This window comes from Thalassobacter stenotrophicus, from assembly GCF_001458315.1.
In the GTDB taxonomy this organism is placed as follows: Bacteria; Pseudomonadota; Alphaproteobacteria; order Rhodobacterales; family Rhodobacteraceae; genus Thalassobacter; species Thalassobacter stenotrophicus.
Window position 1 is genome coordinate 1 of the sequence record NZ_CYRX01000031.1, and the last position, 20,408, is coordinate 20,408.

Annotated in this window: 22 protein-coding genes and 1 tRNA gene; 10 read left to right on the top strand and 13 right to left on the bottom strand. The window is 56.2% G+C overall.

Annotation, left to right across the window (positions count from 1 at the left end; all coding sequences use genetic code 11):
- Window positions 1-662, bottom strand: a 662-nt coding sequence (locus THS5294_RS10680; RefSeq protein WP_058123752.1) for a hypothetical protein, incomplete at its 3' end; no start/stop codon positions are given.
- A 161-nt stretch (window positions 663-823) separates the two neighbouring features.
- Here THS5294_RS10680 and THS5294_RS10685 point away from each other — a divergent pair.
- From THS5294_RS10685 to THS5294_RS10695, 3 genes are all read left to right on the top strand, one after another.
- Window positions 824-1,606 (top strand): hypothetical protein, encoded by a 783-nt coding sequence (locus tag THS5294_RS10685; RefSeq protein WP_058123753.1) that lies wholly within the window; start codon window positions 824-826, stop codon window positions 1,604-1,606.
- 41 nt (window positions 1,607-1,647) lie between these two features.
- The gene (locus tag THS5294_RS10690; RefSeq protein WP_306434226.1) at window positions 1,648-2,106 is read left to right on the top strand and encodes a DUF6641 family protein; all 459 of its coding nucleotides are present in this window, start codon (window positions 1,648-1,650) and stop codon (window positions 2,104-2,106) included.
- 257 nt (window positions 2,107-2,363) lie between these two features.
- Window positions 2,364-3,077: a GNAT family N-acetyltransferase gene (locus THS5294_RS10695; RefSeq protein WP_058123755.1), complete on the top strand. Its 714-nt coding sequence runs from the start codon at window positions 2,364-2,366 to the stop codon at window positions 3,075-3,077.
- Window positions 3,078-3,098: 21 nt separating this feature from the next.
- Here the strand turns inward: THS5294_RS10695 and THS5294_RS10700 are convergent, their stop codons facing one another.
- A complete protein-coding gene (locus THS5294_RS10700) occupies window positions 3,099-4,319 on the bottom strand; it encodes an acyl-CoA dehydrogenase (RefSeq protein WP_058123756.1) in 1,221 nt (406 codons plus the stop codon).
- A 355-nt stretch (window positions 4,320-4,674) separates the two neighbouring features.
- Here THS5294_RS10700 and THS5294_RS10705 point away from each other — a divergent pair, with 355 nt between their 5' ends.
- Window positions 4,675-5,568, top strand: a complete 894-nt coding sequence (locus THS5294_RS10705; protein ID WP_058123757.1) for a hypothetical protein — start codon at window positions 4,675-4,677, stop codon at window positions 5,566-5,568.
- On the opposite strand, the gene THS5294_RS10710 is transcribed toward THS5294_RS10705, so the two are convergent.
- The 3 genes from THS5294_RS10710 to THS5294_RS10720 form a co-directional block, all read right to left on the bottom strand.
- Entirely contained in the window at window positions 5,556-7,025 is a 1,470-nt protein-coding gene (locus tag THS5294_RS10710; RefSeq protein ID WP_058123758.1) for a carboxypeptidase M32, read from the bottom strand. The two genes, THS5294_RS10705 and THS5294_RS10710, sit on opposite strands and share 13 nt — an antisense overlap.
- A gap of 3 nt (window positions 7,026-7,028) precedes the next feature.
- A complete protein-coding gene (gene ctaA / locus THS5294_RS10715) occupies window positions 7,029-8,162 on the bottom strand; it encodes a heme A synthase (protein ID WP_058123759.1) in 1,134 nt (377 codons plus the stop codon).
- An 80-nt stretch (window positions 8,163-8,242) separates the two neighbouring features.
- Window positions 8,243-8,998 carry an RNA methyltransferase gene (locus THS5294_RS10720; protein ID WP_058123760.1) on the bottom strand — a complete coding sequence of 252 codons (756 nt, stop codon included), beginning with the start codon at window positions 8,996-8,998 and terminating at the stop codon, window positions 8,243-8,245.
- Window positions 8,999-9,079: 81 nt separating this feature from the next.
- Between THS5294_RS10720 and THS5294_RS10725 the strand changes: the two genes are divergently transcribed.
- Entirely contained in the window at window positions 9,080-9,712 is a 633-nt protein-coding gene (locus THS5294_RS10725) for a thiamine phosphate synthase (RefSeq protein WP_038003300.1), read from the top strand.
- On the opposite strand, the gene olsA is transcribed toward THS5294_RS10725, so the two are convergent.
- From olsA to THS5294_RS10740, 3 genes are all read right to left on the bottom strand, one after another.
- Window positions 9,693-10,532: a lyso-ornithine lipid O-acyltransferase gene (gene olsA / locus THS5294_RS10730; RefSeq protein WP_058123761.1), complete on the bottom strand. Its 840-nt coding sequence runs from the start codon at window positions 10,530-10,532 to the stop codon at window positions 9,693-9,695. The two genes, THS5294_RS10725 and olsA, sit on opposite strands and share 20 nt — an antisense overlap.
- Window positions 10,529-11,296 carry an L-ornithine N(alpha)-acyltransferase gene (gene olsB / locus THS5294_RS10735; protein WP_058123762.1) on the bottom strand — a complete coding sequence of 256 codons (768 nt, stop codon included), beginning with the start codon at window positions 11,294-11,296 and terminating at the stop codon, window positions 10,529-10,531. The genes olsA and olsB overlap by 4 nt, the downstream gene beginning before the upstream one ends.
- 160 nt (window positions 11,297-11,456) lie before the next feature.
- Window positions 11,457-11,642 carry a DUF3553 domain-containing protein gene (locus THS5294_RS10740; RefSeq protein ID WP_038003305.1) on the bottom strand — a complete coding sequence of 62 codons (186 nt, stop codon included), beginning with the start codon at window positions 11,640-11,642 and terminating at the stop codon, window positions 11,457-11,459.
- A 12-nt stretch (window positions 11,643-11,654) separates the two neighbouring features.
- Here THS5294_RS10740 and THS5294_RS10745 point away from each other — a divergent pair, with 12 nt between their 5' ends.
- Window positions 11,655-12,281 (top strand): histidine phosphotransferase family protein, encoded by a 627-nt coding sequence (locus THS5294_RS10745; RefSeq protein WP_052068397.1) that lies wholly within the window; start codon window positions 11,655-11,657, stop codon window positions 12,279-12,281.
- 35 nt (window positions 12,282-12,316) lie between these two features.
- On the opposite strand, the gene THS5294_RS10750 is transcribed toward THS5294_RS10745, so the two are convergent.
- From THS5294_RS10750 to THS5294_RS10760, 3 genes are read right to left on the bottom strand one after another with little or no spacing between them, the layout of a single operon-like run.
- Window positions 12,317-12,838 carry a gamma carbonic anhydrase family protein gene (locus tag THS5294_RS10750; protein ID WP_058123763.1) on the bottom strand — a complete coding sequence of 174 codons (522 nt, stop codon included), beginning with the start codon at window positions 12,836-12,838 and terminating at the stop codon, window positions 12,317-12,319.
- Window positions 12,835-13,503, bottom strand: coding sequence for a guanylate kinase (gene gmk / locus THS5294_RS10755; RefSeq protein WP_058123764.1), 669 nt, complete (start codon window positions 13,501-13,503; stop codon window positions 12,835-12,837). The genes THS5294_RS10750 and gmk overlap by 4 nt, the downstream gene beginning before the upstream one ends.
- A complete protein-coding gene (locus tag THS5294_RS10760; RefSeq protein WP_306434227.1) occupies window positions 13,493-14,371 on the bottom strand; it encodes a YicC/YloC family endoribonuclease in 879 nt (292 codons plus the stop codon). Before THS5294_RS10760 ends, gmk begins: the two co-directional genes overlap by 11 nt.
- 201 nt (window positions 14,372-14,572) lie before the next feature.
- On the opposite strand from THS5294_RS10760, the gene THS5294_RS10765 reads away from it, so the two are divergent.
- Complete coding sequence (locus THS5294_RS10765; protein WP_133244374.1) at window positions 14,573-15,304, top strand: PAS domain-containing protein; 732 nt, start codon at window positions 14,573-14,575, stop codon at window positions 15,302-15,304.
- A gap of 103 nt (window positions 15,305-15,407) precedes the next feature.
- On the opposite strand, the gene THS5294_RS10770 is transcribed toward THS5294_RS10765, so the two are convergent.
- The gene (locus tag THS5294_RS10770) at window positions 15,408-16,769 is read right to left on the bottom strand and encodes a class II 3-deoxy-7-phosphoheptulonate synthase (RefSeq protein WP_038003311.1); all 1,362 of its coding nucleotides are present in this window, start codon (window positions 16,767-16,769) and stop codon (window positions 15,408-15,410) included.
- Window positions 16,770-16,952: 183 nt separating this feature from the next.
- On the opposite strand from THS5294_RS10770, the gene THS5294_RS10775 reads away from it, so the two are divergent.
- Window positions 16,953-17,930, top strand: a complete 978-nt coding sequence (locus tag THS5294_RS10775) for a GlxA family transcriptional regulator (protein ID WP_038003313.1) — start codon at window positions 16,953-16,955, stop codon at window positions 17,928-17,930.
- A 5-nt stretch (window positions 17,931-17,935) separates the two neighbouring features.
- On the opposite strand, the gene THS5294_RS10780 is transcribed toward THS5294_RS10775, so the two are convergent.
- Complete coding sequence (locus THS5294_RS10780) at window positions 17,936-19,192, bottom strand: ATP-binding protein (protein ID WP_058123766.1); 1,257 nt, start codon at window positions 19,190-19,192, stop codon at window positions 17,936-17,938.
- 37 nt (window positions 19,193-19,229) lie between these two features.
- On the opposite strand from THS5294_RS10780, the gene THS5294_RS10785 reads away from it, so the two are divergent.
- Both THS5294_RS10785 and THS5294_RS10790 read left to right on the top strand, forming a co-directional pair.
- The gene (locus THS5294_RS10785; protein ID WP_058123767.1) at window positions 19,230-20,111 is read left to right on the top strand and encodes an MBL fold metallo-hydrolase; all 882 of its coding nucleotides are present in this window, start codon (window positions 19,230-19,232) and stop codon (window positions 20,109-20,111) included.
- 102 nt (window positions 20,112-20,213) lie between these two features.
- Window positions 20,214-20,288 (top strand) — tRNA-Asn (locus tag THS5294_RS10790).
- The last annotated feature ends 120 nt before the right edge of the window (window positions 20,289-20,408 follow it).

Consider the following 20,408-nt stretch of genomic DNA (forward strand, 5'->3'; position numbering starts at 1 on the left):
AATCCGTCCGGGGTCAGGGGAAACACGTCCCCAAGCGGGTTTGTGCAACAAAGCCGTAATACACCAACAAGTAGAACTACTTGATTTGATTTATGCGCAGCGTAAGCCAGTGACTTTTCAGTACTTAAAGAACCAATTTCCTTAGAGGTTTTAAGTAGCTTCTCACCTTCAGTGCTTCGTTCTGTCTTTGACACAGCAGATTTGGTTGCTTTCTGACGAATGTTTTCAACACCACCTTCTGCATTAATCCAATCTGCAATGTTGTCTGCATACACTTCTTTGTTTTCTATTGCAGTCGTCATTACACGCACATAAGCACTAATACGCTTCTGTTGTTTTGTGTATTCAACACCATCAACGTAAAAAGAATAGACTGTAAGAAGCTGAACGATAGTTGGCTTCTTATTGAGTTTTACACCTTTTCGTTCAATCTCACTTTGTATCCATTTACGCTTTTCAGTGTTGTTACTTCCAACAATGCTAAGCTGTTCGTACATTCTGTAAATTGATGCAAAGATTGAGTACAGACGTTCGTTAGACGTTGCGTACTCTTTTCCGTACCAATCTGTTGCAGTTTGTTTAAGTACTGCAATTTCGTTTTGAAACGATTGAAGTGCAAGTGCTGCTTCAGCTTGTGCGTTAGCTTTTGATTTAGTAGACATAGTATTCACCTTTTCTGTCATTGATTTGTGTTTTATCGCTGTGATTAACGATATGTACAGAATATGGCGAAAGTGCTTTTTCAGTAATAATCACTGAATAGAAGGTTTGGTGGTTGATATGGAAATATGTACTATGTTCATATCAATGAATAAGAATTTTGATGGATGATATGGCAAAGCGATTCTTTATCACTCAGCATCCTACGTTTGGTAGCTATGCAAACCCTATTAAGTCGAAGATTGAAAAGTCTCCGTACTTTTATTGGGTTAAGGCATTGACGCTGAATGACGACTACGTTGAGTACTGTGCAAATCCATCGAATAATCGTTTCAAAACGAATGACAGCATCCATCAAGTTTACAAAGACTTTGGTGATGTAAGATATGAAGGTTGCGTATATCTTGCATTTACTCAGTGGTGGATTGAAAAGATTGATGAGTTTGATACACGTGGAACGTATTTGTTTGCTGAACCATTTACTGGCACTAAGGTTGAAATAGTTACAGATGGTGGTGACGCTACTAATGCAGCTAATGACGAAAGCGTATTGTTAATTCGCATTCCTAAAATCATTAATCGAAAGCGAATTGATGAAGCAATTGATAGAATCCTTGCTTCTGAAATGCATTTTGAACGTGGTAGAAAAGTAAGAAATCCAAGCAGAAGTAACGCACGTTATCACTTGTCTAAACCAGTGAAAGTAGAAAGTCTTAAAGAAGCTTTTGAAGTCTATGAGTTAGAACGTGATGCAAAGATTAACGGCACTAAGATTTCAAACCTAAAACTTGCTAAAGCTGTTGGCATAGAAGTTCAGCAAAAGAAAACTGACGAACAAGCGCAAGATTACTCTTACCAAAGCGAACTGATTAACACTAAAGTTTGGAGACGTAAGAAGTTAGCTAAAGATGCAATAGCTAACGTTGTTAAAGGAAAGTTCGTCTAACTAATCTTTTCGGATGACAGCCTTCGAACTCTGAAAGCACAATGCTTTTAGCTAATAAGGAGGCTGTTATGACTGTACTTGATACACTGAATTTCGTTGCTTTTAACCCACTTCAAAACAACAACCCTATCGCTGTTCGTCGTCGCAAGCTGATTGCAAAGATTGATGAACAAATACAACTTGCAGCTAATAAAGACTACACACCTACGCAGCAAAAGTGGGTTACTGACGAACATGGTAACCAACGCAAAGTAGAAGTTGCTAAACGAGTTAAGCGTTGGTGGAGTGCTAGTGTTGATGGAAAGATAAATCTTGTAGTGCGCTATGGAAGCAAGCCTTTAGAGTTCGCCAAAGGTAAGAATGCAATCGAACTAGCTAGTGAAGCAGAGGTTGCTGATGTGCTAGCTAAGGTGCGCGAAGCTGCTGAACTTGGTGAGTTAGATGCGCTGATAGAAAAGCAAGCGCAGTTTGGCAGACGAGTGACACAAAAGAACAAGTGAACGAAAGAAGACAAGAACGTGTGTGGTTATAGCACGTTCTTCGTCTTACAATGTGCAACAGACGATTGCGTAAACTATTGAATTGCAATAGTTGCACAAGCGTAAATAAAACGTGCAAAGTGAATGGTGAGTTACACATAAGTTGCACACAAACTATTTGTAGGTGGTAAATGATTGATATTAAACAATTAAATATCTACGTTACTACTGAGTGGGAATAATTCCCTAACGATACCCAAAGGAGTGCGGAATTGCCCATGAAACAGGATTTCAGTGTCGAGGGTTTTTCCGCACCTCCGCGCCCATCGGGCATCACCCTACACGGCCAGACCGTGCGACTAGAGCCTTTGGACCCGGATCGCCATGCCCTCGGGTTATATGAGGCCAACACCACCGATACAGATGACCGCAACTGGGCCTATTTGCCCTACGGTCCCTTCCACGATTTTCCCAGCTATAGAGCATGGCTTGAGAGTGAGACCGGGCGCGAAGACCCTGTGTTTTTCACGATCATACGCCTGTCTGATAATCGCCCCGTTGGCGTCGCGAGTTTTCTGCGGATCAATCCCGGTGACGGCTCAATAGAAGTTGGCCATATCCACTTCTCACCGCTTCTGCAGCGCACGATTGAGGCGACCGAGGCGCTGTTTTTGATGATGAAGTGGGCCTTTGACAGCGGCTACCGGCGGTACGAATGGAAATGCCACGCCCTCAACGTCAAAAGCCGCGCGGCCGCGCAACGCCTTGGGCTGTCCTATGAAGGTGTTTTTCGACAGGCGACGATCAGCAAGGGACGCAACAGAAACACCGCTTGGTTCGCCGCTATCGACAGCGAATGGCCCGCCCTGCGCGCGTGTTTCGAGCGCTATCTGTCACCCGACAACTTCGACAGTGAAAACCGACCTAGGGTTTCGCTTTCGTCGCTGACCAGACCGCTGCTTTACAAAACAGACAGTCTGGACTTCAGCTAGCCGACCCTAGGCCGTGTTTTTCTAGAAAAACGCCTGCAAACCGGTCTGTGCACGCCCCAAGATCAGGGCATGAACATCATGGGTGCCCTCGTAGGTGTTGACGGTCTCAAGGTTCATCATGTGACGGATGACTTGGTATTCTTCCTGAATACCGTTGCCGCCGTGCATGTCGCGGGCCATGCGCGCGATCTCTAGCGCCTTGCCACAGTTTTGACGTTTGATCATCGAGATCATCTCTGGTGCCGCGCGGGCTTCATCCACCAGACGACCAACCCGTAGCGCGGCTTGCAACCCAAAGGTGATGTCGGTCTGCATGTCAGCCAGTTTCTTTTGGAACAGCTGTGTTTCCGCCAAAGGCTTGCCAAACTGCTTGCGATCCAACCCATAGGTGCGGGCCGCATGCCAGCAAAACTCTGCAGCACCCATCACACCCCAGCCGATGCCATATCGGGCCCGGTTCAGACAGCCAAACGGCCCTTTCAGCCCTTGGACATGCGGCAGCAGCGCCTCCTCGCCGACCTCAACACCGTCCATCACGATTTCACCCGTGGTAGAGGCCCGCAACGATTGTTTGCCGCCGATCTTGGGCGCGGACAGACCGTCCATGCCGCGCTCCAGCACGAAGCCGCGGATTTTGCCCCCATGCGCCTCAGACTTGGCCCAGATGATGAACACATCCGCAAATGGCGCGTTCGAAATCCACATTTTCGAGCCCGTAATCCGGTACCCGGTCGCGGTTTTCTCTGCCCGGGTTTTCATACCAGCGGGGTCAGAGCCAGCGTCAGGTTCGGTCAGGCCGAAACACCCAATTAAGCTGCCCGCAGCCAGACCCGGCAGATATTTCACCCGCTGTTCTTCGCTGCCATAGGCATAGATCGGATACATCACGAGGCTCGATTGCACGGACATCATCGACCTATAGCCACTGTCGACGCGCTCGATTTCCCGGGCGACGAGGCCGTAGGTGACATAGGACGCACCAAGGCCACCGTATTCCTCGGGGATGGTGATGCCCAGCAGACCCGCCTCGCCCATTTGAGCAAAGATTTCAGGGGCCTCGACCTCTTGGGCGTAGTCGGCGATCACCCGTGGGGCGAGCTTATCGGCCGCGAAGGCCGCGGCCCCATCACGCAACGCGCGCTCATCGTCGCTCAGCTGATCTTCTAAGTAAAACGGATCGGCCCAGTCAAAGGTCCCCATGTCTGGCGCGTCTTTGGCTTTGATTTCTCGTGTGACGTTCATGATCGATGCTCCCTCACAGTGTTGCGTGAACCCTACGCCAGCCTTTTGCGAGACGAAAGGGGTGCTGAGCCCTGTGGGTGGGGTTTGTTATGGAGCTAGAAGAGGTCCTGCCCGTCACTTTACAGCACTTTTTTAATGCCGGGGTTGTCCGTTATGAAATTGGAAACAATACTCACGCAACAATGCTGACCTCCCAAAAACCTGCCCAGACGATAGGATTATCCCAGCATACAACCCAATTCCGGCCACATTTCCGCGCTAGGTAACGACAAGATTCGGCCACAGTTGTCAGCGCCTCACCCAAATTGCGGGTGCTGAGACGGCATCATCAATTTATTTGCCTGTGGGGGCACAGATGTTTGAACAGAACAGCGACAAGATTGCAGCGTTGCAAATCCTCAGCGATGAGCTTGGCTTTTTTGAAGCCATTGACGCGCAGCACCGTGCCTTTCATGTGACCGCCGGAGATACCCTTTTGGTCACGTTCGAGAGTGGTGCCAAACTGTGGGGGCCGGATGTGGCGACTGCGCTCGATGCGTCACTCCTGATGATCCACGCGGATGGGCCGACGTGGTTTCGCAGTCCCGACCTATTCGATTTTATCGATGACCTCACGGATGAGGGGTTCTTCGATGATTTTGACACGGTTCTTTTTGCTGGGGCCGGTATGGGGGCTTATGGCGCGGGGGCGTTTTGCGTGGCCGCCCCAGGGGCCGAGGTTTTGCTGATGCAGCCTATCGCGACGCTTGAACGCGCCAAGGTCCCGTGGGAGGTGCGTAACCGCAAGGCTTGGTCGCTCCGCTGGGGCCCGCGCTACAGCTATGCGCCTCGGTCGGTTCAGGCGGCCAACCAAGTGACTGTTATCTCGGATCCAACCGAGACATTGGATGCGATGCACGCAAGCCTGTTCCAAGACGACCACACCACGCATCTGCGCATCCCCCACGCGGGGCCGCGCGTCTTGACGACGCTGCACGGAATGAACCTTCTGACGCCTCTGTGTGAGGCGGCGATGACCGGTTCTCTAACACGGCCAACCTTTGCAAAACTTTGGCGCGCCCGTCGCGATTACCGCCCCTATATCAAAGGTTTGCTCAAAAAACTGATCAAGGGCGATCGCAGAACCCTAGTCCGGCACCTGTCCCGCCATACGCTCGCGCGCAAAAGCGTTACCAGTCCCGCGCAGGAACTGGATTTGGTGAGTGAGGCCTTGGACAAAGCCAAGACCGTGCGCGCTCAGAGCTTGTAGAGATCACTGAATTTCGCTTCGAGGTAGCTGAGCAAAGGCTCAGGTCCCGGCGCTGCACCCGTGGCGTGGCTGATCGTTTCAACTGGGGTACGCAGACCACCATGAGTTTGTACGGCATCCCGCAACCATGTGGTTGCAGCCGTCGCATCACCCCGCGCGAGGCCCGCATCAACATCAGGCACTGCCGCGCGCATCGCCGCGTTCAAACAGCCCGCAAAAACGTTCCCAAGCGCATAGGTTGGGAAATACCCCATCAGGCCCACTGGCCAGTGGACATCCTGCAAAACCCCGTTGGACGGTTTATCCACCACAATCCCAAAGTCCGCAGCAAAACGGTCATTCCATGCGGCCTCTAGGTCATCAACGGCCAAATCGCCCGCAATCAACGCGCGCTCCAGATCAAAGCGCAGCATGATGTGCAGGTTGTAGTTCACCTCATCAGCCTCAGTGCGAATATATCCCGCCTCTGCCCGATTCACGGCCCGGTAAAAATCGCGCTCAGACTGCACGCCGATATCACCAAACGCATCGCGCATTTGTCCGTAAAACCAGCCGGTAAACGCTTCTGAGCGGCCCATTTGGTTTTCATAGATGCGGCTTTGGCTTTCGTGGACACCCATCGATACGCCCCGTGACAAGGGCGTCAGCAGGTAGCTTTGGTCGATATTCTGTTCATAGCAGGCATGGCCGACCTCGTGGATCGTCGAATAGAGGCAGTTAAACGGATCATCCTCCGCCACGCGCGTGGTGATCCGCACATCCCGCCCGGAGCCCGAGCTAAAGGGGTGGACGGCCAGATCAATGCGTCCGGTGTCAAAGTTGTAGCCGAAGGCCCGTGCGACTTTCTCTGACAAAGCTAACTGAGCGGCCTTTGCGAATGTGCCTTGCACCTTGGGGGCTGGTTCTGCCGCAAGCACGCGCGCCCGCAGATCGACCAGGCGCGGACGCATAGCGTCAAACATCGCACCGATCTCAGCGCCGTTCGCGCCCGGCTCATAATCGTTCAGAAGCGCATCATAAAGGTCACCATCGGTGGCCAGCGCCGCTGCCTCTTCACGCCGCAAGGCGACGACCTCGTTGAGGCGTGGCAAGAAGGCCGCGACGTCTTCGTCTGCGCGGGCCTTGGCCCATTCCCCTTGGCTCAGCGATGTGACCCGGGCCAGTTCCGCTGCCAAACGTGCGGGCACCTTGTTGTTGCGCGTATAGCTTTCGCGGATCAACCGCAGGGCCGCATCCCCCACCGCATCGGGGGCCTTGGCCACGTCCAGCCAATCACCGATACGCGGATCGGTTCGGCGGGCGTGCAAAACGCCCTCCATTGCGGCCATTTCCTCGGCTCTTTGCGGGGCCGCGCCACGGGGCATGACCGTTTCTTGGTCCCAGCCAAGCCGATCCGCGACCTGCCCCAAAGCCTCGGTTTCGCGTTGGTGCGCCATCAGGTCGTCAAATGCAGGCATGGTTTAGCTCCGAACGGATTGTGGCAGGGGATATACGGCACGGTGACGGGCACGCATGACCAGAACGATCAGAACAACCGCCCCAAACTGATGCGCAATGGCAAGATGCCAAGGCGCGGAGTTCATCACCGTCACGATCCCGATCAGCATTTGGACAACGCCCATGGCCAGAACCCCAGCAAAGGCCGCAGACGTGGCAGAATTGCCCGATTTGCGCCCACGCAGCCAGCCCCAGATCAGCCCTAAGAACAGAACGTAGCCCGCAATGCGGTGGAAGAACTGAACCGTGCCATCATTCTCAAACAGGTTGCGCCAAACGGGCTCTAGCACCCACATCTCGGGCGGGGTGAACGCCCCGGCCATCAGCGGCCAGTCGACGTAGTTGCGGCCGGCATCAATGCCCGCGACTAACGCACCCAGAAGGATTTGCACGAATGTCATAACCAGCAAGACGGTTGCGAATTGGCGCAAAGGCACGTGGCCCTCACGGCGGGCCACCAGCAGCTCTGACTGTGGGCGCGACAGCATCAGCATGTACCACGCGATCAACGACAAGATCACAAAGGCCAATCCAAGGTGTGTTGCCAAACGGTACGAGGCCACGTCGAGCATGGTGCCCGTTAGGCCCGATGACACCATCCACCAGCCAATCGCGCCTTGCAGCCCACCAAGGGCCCCTAGCACTACAAGCCGGGGCGTCCAGCCAGCGGGCACCTTACGCGCCAGCAATAGGCCCAAAAGGCCCACGGCCCAGACAAGCCCGATCACACGGCCCAACTGGCGATGCCCCCATTCCCACCAATAAATGACCTTGAACTCAGCCATGCTCATGCCTTGGTTTTGCAACTGGTATTCGGGGATCGCGCGGTAGAGGTCAAACTCCGCCTGCCACTGCGCGGCATTAAGGGGGGGAACCGCACCCGAGATCGGGTTCCACTCCGTGATCGACAGCCCGGAATCCGTCAGGCGGGTCAATCCACCCACGGCGATCATCAGTACCACCAAACCAAACAAAACGCCCAACCAAGCGCGTACAGCCTTGCGGCCACCCGAGCGGCCGGTGCGATCAATCACACCCGCCTGTGTGGCCGGTTTTTCGGCCCCAGTCACATCTTCAAAAATCGAGCGTCCGGCCATTCTGCCCTCCAGAATTTCGTTCTCGTCTTATCTATTCAGATAGTTGCGCGCGGCAACCCATGCGCCGCAAGGTCGCGGGCCTAGCCGCGTTCTTTCCAGCGGACCATTTGGCGCATCATTCCGTGGAACGTTTGGGCGTCCGCGCGCGTCAGGGGCATACGGCTCCAGACATTGCGCAGATGACGTTTCATTGAGGCCGCCTTGGCCTCTGGGAAAAAGAACCCAGCACGGTCCAGCGTCGCCTCATAATGGTCGGCCAGCGCGTCAATCTCAGCGTGATTGGCCCAAACCGTGCCCGCCATTTCCATTTGAGTAGCCTCGGCCTGTTCCACTTGGCGGCGCCATTCATACCCCATCAACAGCACGCATTGCGCAAGGTTAAGCGAGGGGAAATCAGGGTTCACCGGTACGGACACAATCGCATTGGCGCGCGCGATATCATCGTTTTCCAGCCCTGCCCGTTCTGGACCAAACAGCACCCCCACACGCTGGCCTTGGGCCATGCGCTTGGCCGCCTCTTGCATCGCGGCCTCGGGGGTGAACACGGGCTTCGTCAGATCACGGTCGCGCGCGGTGGTCGCAAAGACGAAATCGCAGTCAGCGCAGGCCTCGGCCGTGGTATCGACAAGACGGGCCGCATCCAACACACGCCCTGCCCCGCTGGCCAAGGCGACAGCGCGTTCATTGGGCCAACCATCCCGAGGAGCCACGACCCGCATGTGATGCAGGCCAAAATTCCACATCGCGCGCGCACTGGCACCGATATTTTCGCCCATTTGAGGGCGCACAAGGATTATCGCGGGGTGGGCGGCGGGCGGTGTAAACTGTTCGGACATGCCGCCTCCTACCGCGCGCCCCATTGCAGCGCAACGCCCGGCGGGTCTATGAACGGTGAAAACGTATCAGAAAGTCCGCCCATGTCAGACGACCCCACACTTCCCGAACAGCCGCAGATCTATCTTGTGACGCCCCCCGCGTTTGAGCTGGAGACATTTCCGGACCTTTTGTCCGCCGTTTTGGACGTTCACGAGGTGGCCTGCCTGCGCCTCGCGCTTGCGACCAAGGACGAAAGCACCCTCGCCCGTGCCGCCGATAGCATCCGTGAACTGGCCCATGCCCGCGATCTGGCCGTGGTGATCGACACGCATATCGGCTTGGTCGAGCGGTTGGGTCTTGATGGTGTGCACCTGACGGACGGCTCGCGCGCAGTGCGTAAGACACGGGCCGACTTGGGCGAAGATGCCATTGTGGGCGCGTTCTGCGGAACGTCCCGCCATGACGGTATGACTGCCGCCGAAGCCGGTGCCGACTACGTCAGCCTCGGCCCTGTGGGCAGCAGCGTTTTGGGCGATGGCAGCACCGCAGATTTTGACACGTTCGTTTGGTGGTCCGAGGTGATTGAGGTGCCAATCGTTGCCGAAGGTGCCTTGGATATCGCTTTGATCGAGGCGCTGGCTCCGCACACGGATTTCTTTGCAATCGGCGAAGAAATTTGGGCGACCGACGATCCGGCTGCTGCGATGAAGGCGCTTACTGCGCCGCTTCGCTAATCCCGTCTGCGGCGAGGCCTGCACGAATTGCGGCCTCGCACTGGCGCGCCAAGTCTTTGCGGCTGGTGACCTCGGCCGTTGCAATGGGCGCGTGGTAGCGCACCACAACTTGCCCCTGCTTTGGCGCGGCCAGCACCTTTAGCAGGTGGCTGCCAAAGCTCATATCACCCCACCAGCCGTAAAACGCAGGATCAGCGCCAGCCGGAGCGGTATACACAACCGACACCGGCTGTACCGCCATATCGCGCGGCACACCTGGCGCAAAGAACGCGGCAAAGAGCGTTGACTTGAAGGGAAGAACCCGGCGCCCGTCCGTGGATGTGCCTTCGGGAAAGAACAACAGTTTGTGCCCGGCAGATAGACGGTCTTCAAACACCTTTTGCTGGGCCTTTGCATCAGCGGCACGGCGGGCGATGAACACCGTTCCCGTCGCGCGCGCGAGCCAACCTATGCCCGGCCACCCAGCCACTTCAGCCTTTGACACGAAATAAATCCGCTTGGACGCGTTGAGGGTAACGATATCAAGCCACGACGCGTGATTGGCCACAATCGCCCCATGGGCGGGCATGGGCGCGCCCTCAACCCGTCGCTGTATCCCGAGGATGACAAACGCCGCGATGCAAACCCCTTGGGTAATGTAGGGCGTCACGGGTCGGCTTACGCCACACAGTGGACGCTCAATCAGGCGCACGAGTAGCAAAAGGATCAGCCCACCAAACGTGACACAGCCAAGCACCAGCCCCCGCGAAATCACGCGCAGCCAACCCGCTGCACCGAAAGGGGTTTGGACTGGGCGCTCACCGTTGTCCCATGGGGTCATGGCCGATCCTTCCGCATGTAAAGTGCCCGCTGCTTTTCCGACAGATTGTCGATGTCGAGCACGAGGCAAACATCCGTCGTGTTAAACCGATGATCCACCCAAGCCCCCGCCCCGACGCACCCGCCCAAACGTAAGTACGCTTTGATCAGGGATGGCACGGCGCGCAGGGCTGCGGGGCGATCAATCTGTGCCTCGGGCAGCCGGTTCATATCCACCGCGTGAGGGGCCCTTGCGATGGGGCGCAGTTGAGAAGGCGCAAGATGCCGGTGGTGCAACAGCGACAGGGGGGCGGCCAAAGCCTCCGGGTCGGTGCCGTGAAATGAGGCAACACCAAAGAGAATTTCAACCTCACGCGTCAGGACCAAATCCGCGAGAGCCTGCCACAAGAGCATCATGCCAACACCGCCGCGATAGTCCAAATGCAAACAAGATCGTCCTAATTCCAGCACCTTCCGACCCGTCGTTAAGAGCGGTGTCAGGTCGTACTCACTGGCGGTGTACCAACCGCCCGCCTGCTTGGCCTGCGGGGCCATCATCAGGCGGTAAACGCCAACAACCGGGTCAGGCGCGCGGGTATGATCCAGCAAAAGCAGATGCTCAGCGTGATCATCGAAGGCGTCTTGTTCAAGCCGCGCGTCGTGATCCACCATCGTGCCGTCACCGCCCAATTCTGCCACAAATACCTCATACCGTAGCCGTTGTGCGGCGCGGATATCCTCGGGGCTTGTTGCGAGGCGCGTTTCAAAGCGTGGCGTGGGGGACATTGATGATGGGCTCGGGACATTTGTTGCACCGGGTGTATCAGACACCCGACAGGATGCAACGCGACGCAAAGTTGTGATCGTGATTGGGCCAACGCCCCTCGCCGTGGTAACTTTACGTTAACCTTTATGGGCGACACACATTCTCAGCCGCGGGGTGCGGCTACATATCATAAACTGGAATGAGCATTACCTTGGCACTGTCAATCACCACCTTGCCTTCTTCTTCAAAGTTGACCGTGACACGCCCGCCAATGTTGGATTGGACTTGCCCAATCCCCCACTCCGGTGCCTGCGGATGGCGGACCAACTGGCCGGGCTCAAGCAGTGCATTCATTTCTAAAGACATGGGAGACCTTTCATGACCGATACAACCGAACGCCCTCTTGCCGATACTCAGAATGCCGATTTGGCAGGACTGGTGGGCTCTCGGCTTTGTCATGATCTGATTAGCCCTATTGGCGCAATTGGCAATGGCCTTGAACTGTTGGAACTGTCGGGCAGCGCACCCACAGAAGAAATCGCGCTGATCCGCGCATCAGTACAGGCCGCGTCTGCACGCATCTCCTTCTTTCGCATCGCTTTTGGCGCCGTAAGGGGCGAGCAATTGATCAGCGCCCGTGAGGTCAGCACAACCCTGAACGCCATGTTTGACGGCAGCAGAACAAAGGTGTCTTGGGCGGTTGAGGAGAGCTATTCACGCACGGAAGTGCGGCTCGCGTTTTTGGCCATCGCCTGCCTTGAATCCGCGATGGCATGGGGGGGCATCATTGAGGTTCGCAGATCTCGTGACGCGTGGGTCCTGCACGCCACCGCAGAGCGGCTGAAAATAGAAGAACCCCTGTGGGACACTCTGCGGAGGACACGCTCCAACGCAGAAATCACGGGCGCCACGGTTCAGTTTGGCTTGCTCGCGCAAACCGCGCTGGAAACACGCAGGCCCGTGTCAGTCACACTCTCGGATGGTTCGATTTCCCTGCTCGTTTAGCGAGCAGGTCAAAGGTTAAGCGGGTCGCGCAAAGGTTAAAGCGCGACCATCCCATCCCGAAAGCGCCGCGCGTTGGCTTGATACCGCTCTGCGGACTTGATCAAGTTGGCGCGCACGGATGGATTAAGCTCTTTGACGACTTTTCCGGGGCTGCCCAGTACCATTGAACCAGGTGGGATTTCCTTACCCTCAGTCACCAGGGCCCCGGCACCGATCAGGCTACCGGCGCCAATCTTGGCCCCATTCAAGATGATAGCCCCCATGCCGATCAACGCCCCCTCACCGATTTCGCAGCCGTGCAGGATCGCCTTATGCCCGATTGTACAATTTGCGCCGATAACAAGTGGATAGCCCATATCGGTATGAAGCACGCAGGCCTCTTGGATATTGCTGCCGGCGCCGACAGTAATCCGCTCATTATCGCCCCGCAGCGTCGAGCCGAACCAAACAGAGCTGTCCGTAGAAAGGGTAATCTTGCCAATAATGTTGGCATCCGGCGCGACCCAAGCGGTGGGGTCAATCTCGGGGTGAACATCGTCTAGCGCGAAAATTGTCATGTTACTCTCTCCCTGAATTCTGCGTTCAACTCGCGTACAAACCCGGCCAAGCCCGGTTGCCTGTCACGGTGAAGTCTTTCGGCAGTCAAAATCGTTTTCAGCTTTTCCTCGGTCTCATCTATATCTTCGTTGACGAGAACATAATCGTACTCGGCCCAGTGGCTAATCTCAGCCTCTGATTGCGCCATTCGGGTCGCGATCACGTCGGGGCTGTCTTGGCCACGCGCCCGCAACCGGCGGTCAAGCTCTGCGATCGAGGGGGGAAGAATGAAAATTGAAACAACGTCCTTAGACAAGGTCGAGTTTCGAACCTGTTGCCCACCTTGCCAATCGATATCAAAAATCACATCGCGCCCGGCTTCGATTGCCTCTTGAACCGGGGCACGGGGGCTGCCGTAAAGATTGCCGAATACCTCTGCGTGCTCCAACATTTCTCCCGCATCGATCATGTCCTCAAAATCCGCGCGCTCGCGAAAGTAATATTCGCGTCCGTCCAATTCACCCGGACGTGGCGGGCGCGTGGTAGCCGACACCGAAAAACTTAACGATGCATCCCACGCCATTAACCTACCCGCGAGGGTCGATTTTCCAGCACCCGATGGGGAAGACAGAATGATCAGAAGACCGCGGCGTGTGCCCGCCAATGAGGTTTGATTACTCGACATTTTGTACCTGTTCTCGCATTTGATCGATCACCGTCTTGAGGCTCAGACCGACCTCCGTCAACGCGGAAAACTGCGCTTTTGAACACATAGTGTTCGCCTCACGATTAAATTCCTGGGTTAAGAAGTCGAATTTGCGGCCAACAGGCCCGTCAATTTCCAACAACGCGCGCGCGGCGATGACGTGGGCGCGAAGGCGGTCTATTTCCTCGGTCACGTCCGCCTTTACGGCCAATGCGGCGATGTCATGCGCAGTCTTTTCCGGGTCGGCGTTGGCCTCTTGCACCCGCGCGACAGCTTCAGCGAAAACCTTGGCCATGTGGTCAGATCGCGCCTGAGCCAAATCAACGGCCGCGTCAGTTAAGCGTTCGATTTCATCGACTTGAGCCGAAAGGATGCCGCGCAACGCGGCGCCCTCTTCGGCCCGCATTAAGTTGAAGCTTTCGATCAAGTTAGCGAGGTCCGAGATCAGAACCTCAAGCGGGACAGTCACGATTGCCCCGGTGCCGACCTCAAGCACGCCGCGCAGCCCCAGTATGTCGGCCGCAGACATCGGCGCGAGGGTCATACCATGCGCATGCGCCTCTGCTTCCACGTTCTTCAGAGAGGTTAACACAGCCGACAAGGCATCAGGACTTACGCGCAGCGGCGCATCGCCCCCCGCCGGGGTCACTTTGAGCGAAAGACTGACGTTGCCCCGAGCCACAGCGGCGCTGAGGGCTGCGCGCACCTCTTTCTCCAATCCATCGACGCCATCGGGCAATCGAACACGAATATCGAGCCCACGGGCATTTACGCTGCGCACGTCCCAACTGCGGTGACTGTGCTCATCTCTGCGCTCCAACGCCGCAAAGCCGGTCATCGACTTCATAGGTGTCTCCCCCTGCGGTTACCGTAACCTGCCATACCCTCAGGCCTATCAGAGAACAACGTTTACCCTTTTCAAAGTCGTTAACCATTGGTGAAGAAATTAGCGCTAATTTTTATTAACTCGTGTTAAATCGAGGGCCGGAAAGTTTAACGAGTGGTTTCTGAGGTCTTTCACAGAGGCTTTGAAAAAGGTGCTGCGCTGATGCAAAATTCAATCGATGGTCGCGGTGAGGCGGCGTGGAGCTTTTTGACCCAACGGCTCACAAGAACCAGCAAAACGTTTGGCGACGTGCTGCGATATTGGAATGCTTTGCGTGTCGGGACCGACCTGCCCGCGCGGTCCGATCTGGACCCTCGGGTGATCCAAACGGCCTTGGCCAACGCCTTCATTTTGGACCGAACGCGTCCCGGCACCATTCGGATTCGTGTCGCTGGCGGTCATATGAACGATCTGATGGGAATGGAAGTCCGTGGCATGCCAATCCGTGCATTCTTTGACCTGTTGGAACGTCGCCGATTGATGGATTTGGTGGAAACGGTCTTTACCAAGCCGGCTCTGTTAGAACTCGACCTTGTGTCGAACAATCGGTCTGGGCCGATCATCGAAGGCAAAATGCTGATCCTGCCCATGCGCGATGCCGCAGGGAATGTTAACAAGGCGCTTGGGTGCCTGGTGACCCATGGTGATATCGGACAAACGCCCCGTCGGTTTCGCATTCAACGCGATGTTGTGACCCCGATTGTCGTGACACAAACCCCCAAACCTGCGCCCGCGATGGCGGGATTTAATGAGCCTGCGACTTCGTTTGAGGCTCGGCCAACGGGCGCGGCATCGACGCCAAATACCGGTATTGACGGCACCCCCCACATCCCGACGGATCTAGAGGCCGCATCCAAACCGGGGCCGGTCCCATGGCTTAGGATCGTCCGCTAAACCTTTGGCAAATCGCAAGAAAAAAGGCGCGTACGAGACGCGCCTTCATTTGTCAGACAATTGATCGCAACCGACCCCAATTGTCTGACCTTTGATATATGCCTTAAACGGCGGCGCGACGCGCTTCACGCGTGCGTTGCAGTTCTTCGGCCACGAGAAACGCAAGTTCCAGCGACTGGCTGGCATTCAAACGCGGATCACACGCCGTGTGATAGCGCGACGACAGATCTTCATCCGTGACTGCGCGAACGCCGCCCGTGCATTCCGTCACATCCTGACCCGTCATCTCAAAATGAACGCCGCCAGGAACTGTGCCTTCCGCATTATGGATCGCAAAGAACTCTTGGACTTCGCGCAACACGCTCTCAAACGGGCGTGTTTTGAACCCAGTCGAAGATTTGATCGTGTTGCCGTGCATCGGGTCACAGGTCCAGACGACTTTTGCGCCCTCTTCCCGAACCGTTTTGATCAAACGCGGCAAATGCTCACCCACGTTGCCTGCACCAAAACGCGCAATCAGCGTCAAACGCCCAGCTTCGTTTTCGGGGTTCAGCTTCGCCATCAGAACCTTGAGGTCCTCCGGCGTTGTGGTCGGGCCGCATTTCAACCCAATTGGGTTCTGAACACCACGGCAGAATTCAACATGGGCGCCGTCGGGCTGACGGGTACGATCCCCGATCCAAATCATGTGACCGGAACCAGCAATCCATTTGCCCGAGGTGCTGTCCAAACGGCACAGCGCCTCTTCATACTCAAGCAACAAAGCTTCATGGCTGGTGTAGAAATCAACTGTGCTGAGTTCAGCGTTGTTTTCTGCGGTCAGCCCCGCCGCCGTCATGAAATCAAGCGAGTCTTGGATCGCGTTGGCCATGTCGCGGTAGCGCGCCGACCAATCATCGGTGGTGCCCAGCGTCCATGCGTGGACCTGATGGATGTCTGCATAGCCGCCCTTGGAGAACGCGCGCAACAGGTTGAGCGAGGCAGCCGCTTGTGTGTAAGCTTGCAGCATTTTGTCGGGGTTCGGAATGCGGGCTTCCGGTGTGAAATCCAGCTCATTGATGATGTCACCGCGGTAGCTGGGCAGCTCAACACCATTTTTCACCTCGGTGGGTGCCGAACGTGGCTTGGCAAACTGACCCGCCATACGGCCAATTTTAACCACGGGCACTTTTGCGCCGTACGTCAGCACCATCGCCATCTGCAACATGACCTTAAAGGTGTCGCGGATGTTATCAGCGGAAAACTCCGCAAAGCTTTCGGCGCAATCGCCCCCCTGAAGCAGGAAGCCTTTACCTTCGGACACGTCCGCCAATGCACGGCGCAGCCTGCGGGCCTCACCTGCGAAAACCAGTGGAGGATAGCTGCCAAGCTTGCCCTCTGCAGCCGACAAAGCGGCTGGGTCGGTATACTCAGGCATCTGCACCCGAGGTTTGTTCCGCCAGTCTGTTTTGCTCCACGGTGTCATAGCCGCATTCCTCTTGTAAAAGCGCCCCATCGATGAGGCCCCAACTGTATAGCCCGATGATTTTTATTCCGCCAGACGTCCTTTACGCATGAACCGGGCTTGTCAGCGCTAGAAAATCCTGTTTTGCGTAAATTTCACTGCGCGCGGGAGAACGCGGGAGCGATAAGAAAAGGGAGGCCGGTCATGGTCATACAGCCAGCCAAAACAGAACGGCCACGCCACTTTGTGTTTGTGCTTTTGCCTAACTTTTCGATGCTCAGCTTTGCCTGCGCGATCGAGGCCTTTCGGATCGCTAACCGCATGGCGGAGCGTGAACTTTACTCTTGGACGCTTGCGGCTGAGGGCGGCGAAACGGTTCAATGTTCAAGCGGCATCACCTATCAGGTTGACCAAGACCTTGAGGAAACAAACCGAGACGACACAGTGTTGCTGTGCGGTGGTATTGGGGTCCAAGAATCAAGCACCAAACGACTGCTTAACTGGATCAGGCGGGAAGCACGTCGTGGTGTAACGCTTGGAGGGCTTTGCACGGCGGCCTATACCTTGGCCAAAGCCGGGCTGTTGGACGGGAAAAAAGCCACCATCCACTGGGAAAACCAAGACAGCTTTCTTGAAGAGTTTCAGGAAGTCGACCTGACCAAATCGGTGTTTGTGATTGATGGCAACCGGATCACAACGGCGGGGGGCACGTCCTCCATCGATCTGATGCTAAAAATTATTGCGCAGGATCATGGCGAGGACCTCGCGAGTCTCACGGCCGATCAGCTGATCTATTCCTCTATCCGGACGGACCAAGACACGCAGCGCCTGTCGATCCCGACGCGTATTGGCGTGCGCCACCCCAAGCTAAGCGCCGTCATCCGCAAGATGGAGCAGAACATCGAAGAGCCGATCTCGCCTTCGGTTCTGGCCCAAGAGGTTGCGATGTCGACCCGGCAGCTTGAGCGTCTGTTTCGCCGATACCTCAACCGTTCGCCCAAGCGGTATTATATGGAAATTCGCCTCTCCAAGGCGCGCAACCTGTTGATGCAGACAGACATGAGTGTGATCAACGTTGCACTGGCCTGTGGTTTTGCCTCGCCCTCGCACTTTTCCAAGTGTTACCGTGCGCATTACAACACCACCCCCTATCGGGAGCGCGGCACCCAAACGACGCGCTAAGGGTTCTATTTCGGCAAGACCAATTCTGCGCGCAGGCCACCCATGTCTGGGCTGTGTTCAAGCATCAATGTGCCCCCATGCGCGCGGGCCACATCCGTCACAATCGCAAGGCCAAGGCCGACAGATCCGCTCCCTGCCCCGCGTGCTGCGTCAAGGCGCGTAAACGGTCGGGTGGCTTTGGCGCGGTCTTTTGGGGCGATACCGGGGCCGTCGTCCTCGACAATGAAACGCAGGGCCGCCGGTGCGTCCTGAACGGTCATCCGAACATGTTTGCCATAACGAAACCCGTTTTTGATCAGGTTCGAAAGGGCGCGCTGCACAGCGCCTGCCTGCATTGGAGCAACGCAAGGTTTATCCGGCAAGATCACTTCCACCGTATCCCCCCCGCGCGCAAAACCGTCGGCCACGGTTTGCGCAAGGGTTACCGCGTTGAGCGGTTCCGCCTGTGTTTCCGCGCTTTCACGTGCGAAATCCAGAAACGTATCGATGATCTGCGCCATTTCATCGACGTCGCTTTGTAGCCCTTCGGCGTCTGTCGGCTCCATCATGCTCAGTTCAAGCCGCATCCGCGTGAGCGGCGTGCGCAGATCATGGGACACGCCCGACAACAGAAGCGTGCGTTGATCAATATGCCGCTCAATCCGCTGGCGCATATCCAAAAACGCGGTGCCTGCCGCACGCACCTCTGTCGCGCCGGCGGGCGAATACGGCAATGATCGGCCCCGTCCAAACGCCTCCGCCACGCTGGCCAGTCGCCGTAGAGGCCGGATTTGGTTGCGCATGAATAAGAACGCCACAAGTGTCATCAAAAGCGAAGTCGCCACCATCAACACCAACAACTGGTGCGGATTGCTCGCGGAAACACGGCTTCGTGCGAAACGGATCGTTTGACCGTCCACCCCCAAGACGACCCAATTGTCATCCGTGGCCAAATCCACGCCAGTAATGGCTGGAAATTCCTGCCGCAGATGCCGCGCAACGACCCGCCCTGACAAATCATAGAACAATCGACTGTCGTCCACAGGGCCGCCCCCTTCGGACACCGTGATACCCAAGCGGTCCGCCAATTCCGGCACCTCAAGGACCAGTCCGAGGTCTCGCGACAGGGTCCCCGTCATTTGCAGCGTCACGTCTTCGAAATGCCGTTGCAGAAACATGACGGAAACGACAAGTTGGATCGTGATTATCGGCACGATCAAGATAAGAGCGGCGCGACCGTAAAAGCCACGAGGCAGCGCGCGTTTGAGAAAACCAGAGGCCATAGGCGCACCCTATCGGCCCCCCGGCGCGGAGTGAAGCGTGATCCAGACCCTAGCCCCCGACTTGCGCTGCATCCGCGCGCCTAATCCCAGCCCGATGACAGAAAAAGGCACGAATACATACCTGTTGGGTCGCACCGATATCGCGCTGATCGACCCAGGCCCAAAGGACACCAAACATCTTGAGGCGATTCTGACCGCGTTATCGCCCGGCCAGCGGATCAGCCACATCCTTGTCACGCATAGCCACCATGACCACTCCGGCCTTGTGCCTGAATTGGCGCAAGCAACAGGCGCGCCGGTCTATGGGTTTGGCCCGTCCCATGCCGGGCGCAGCGCGTTGATGGATCGCCTCGCACAGGACAATATTTTGGCGGGCGGCGAAGGGATTGATCCTGACTTTGCGCCCGACGTCATCCTACCCGATCTTACCCAGATCGCTGGCACCGATTGGAGCCTGACCGCACATTGGACGCCCGGCCACATGGCAAATCATCTGTCATTTGAATGGCACGAGGGGCGCGCGCTGTTCACTGGGGATATCGTGATGGGATGGGCCAGTTCGCTCATCTCGCCGCCCGATGGGGACGTTGGCCAGTTTTTTACCAGCCTTGATCGCCTCGAAAGTGTTAACGCCGACATACTTTTCGCGGGCCACGGCGCACCGATTCACGCACCACGCGAACGGATTGAATGGCTGCGCAGCCACCGCACTGAGCGGCTGCGCGCCGCTCAAGCCGCGCTGACACGTGATCCTCAAAACTTGGAGGCGCTGATCCCCCAGCTTTACGCCGATGTCCCGCAAAAGATGTGGCCCGCCGCAGCGCGCAACCTGTTGGCCACCCTTATAGAACTGGAAAATAGAGGCGTCTGCCAAAGCGATCCCGCCCCGGGCTTGAACGCTCACTTTAGGCTACCGTAGCGTCAGTCAGGCTAGCATCTAGAGGCAAAAACAAATCCTTTTGAAAAAGTCGCAAAAAGCCTCTGGACGCCCCCCGCACCCATTGTTATAGCCCTCACATGGTCCGGCGTAGCTCAGCGGTAGAGCAGTTGACTGTTAATCAATTGGTCGTAGGTTCGATCCCTACCGCCGGAGCCAAAAAATTCAACGGCGTCAATGGCTTAGACCATAGGCGCCGTTTTGGCTTTGTATAACAAAAAGTTATAAACAGTTATAAACCGGTCAAACGAAATTTTTATTGGCTTGCATGCATCGCCC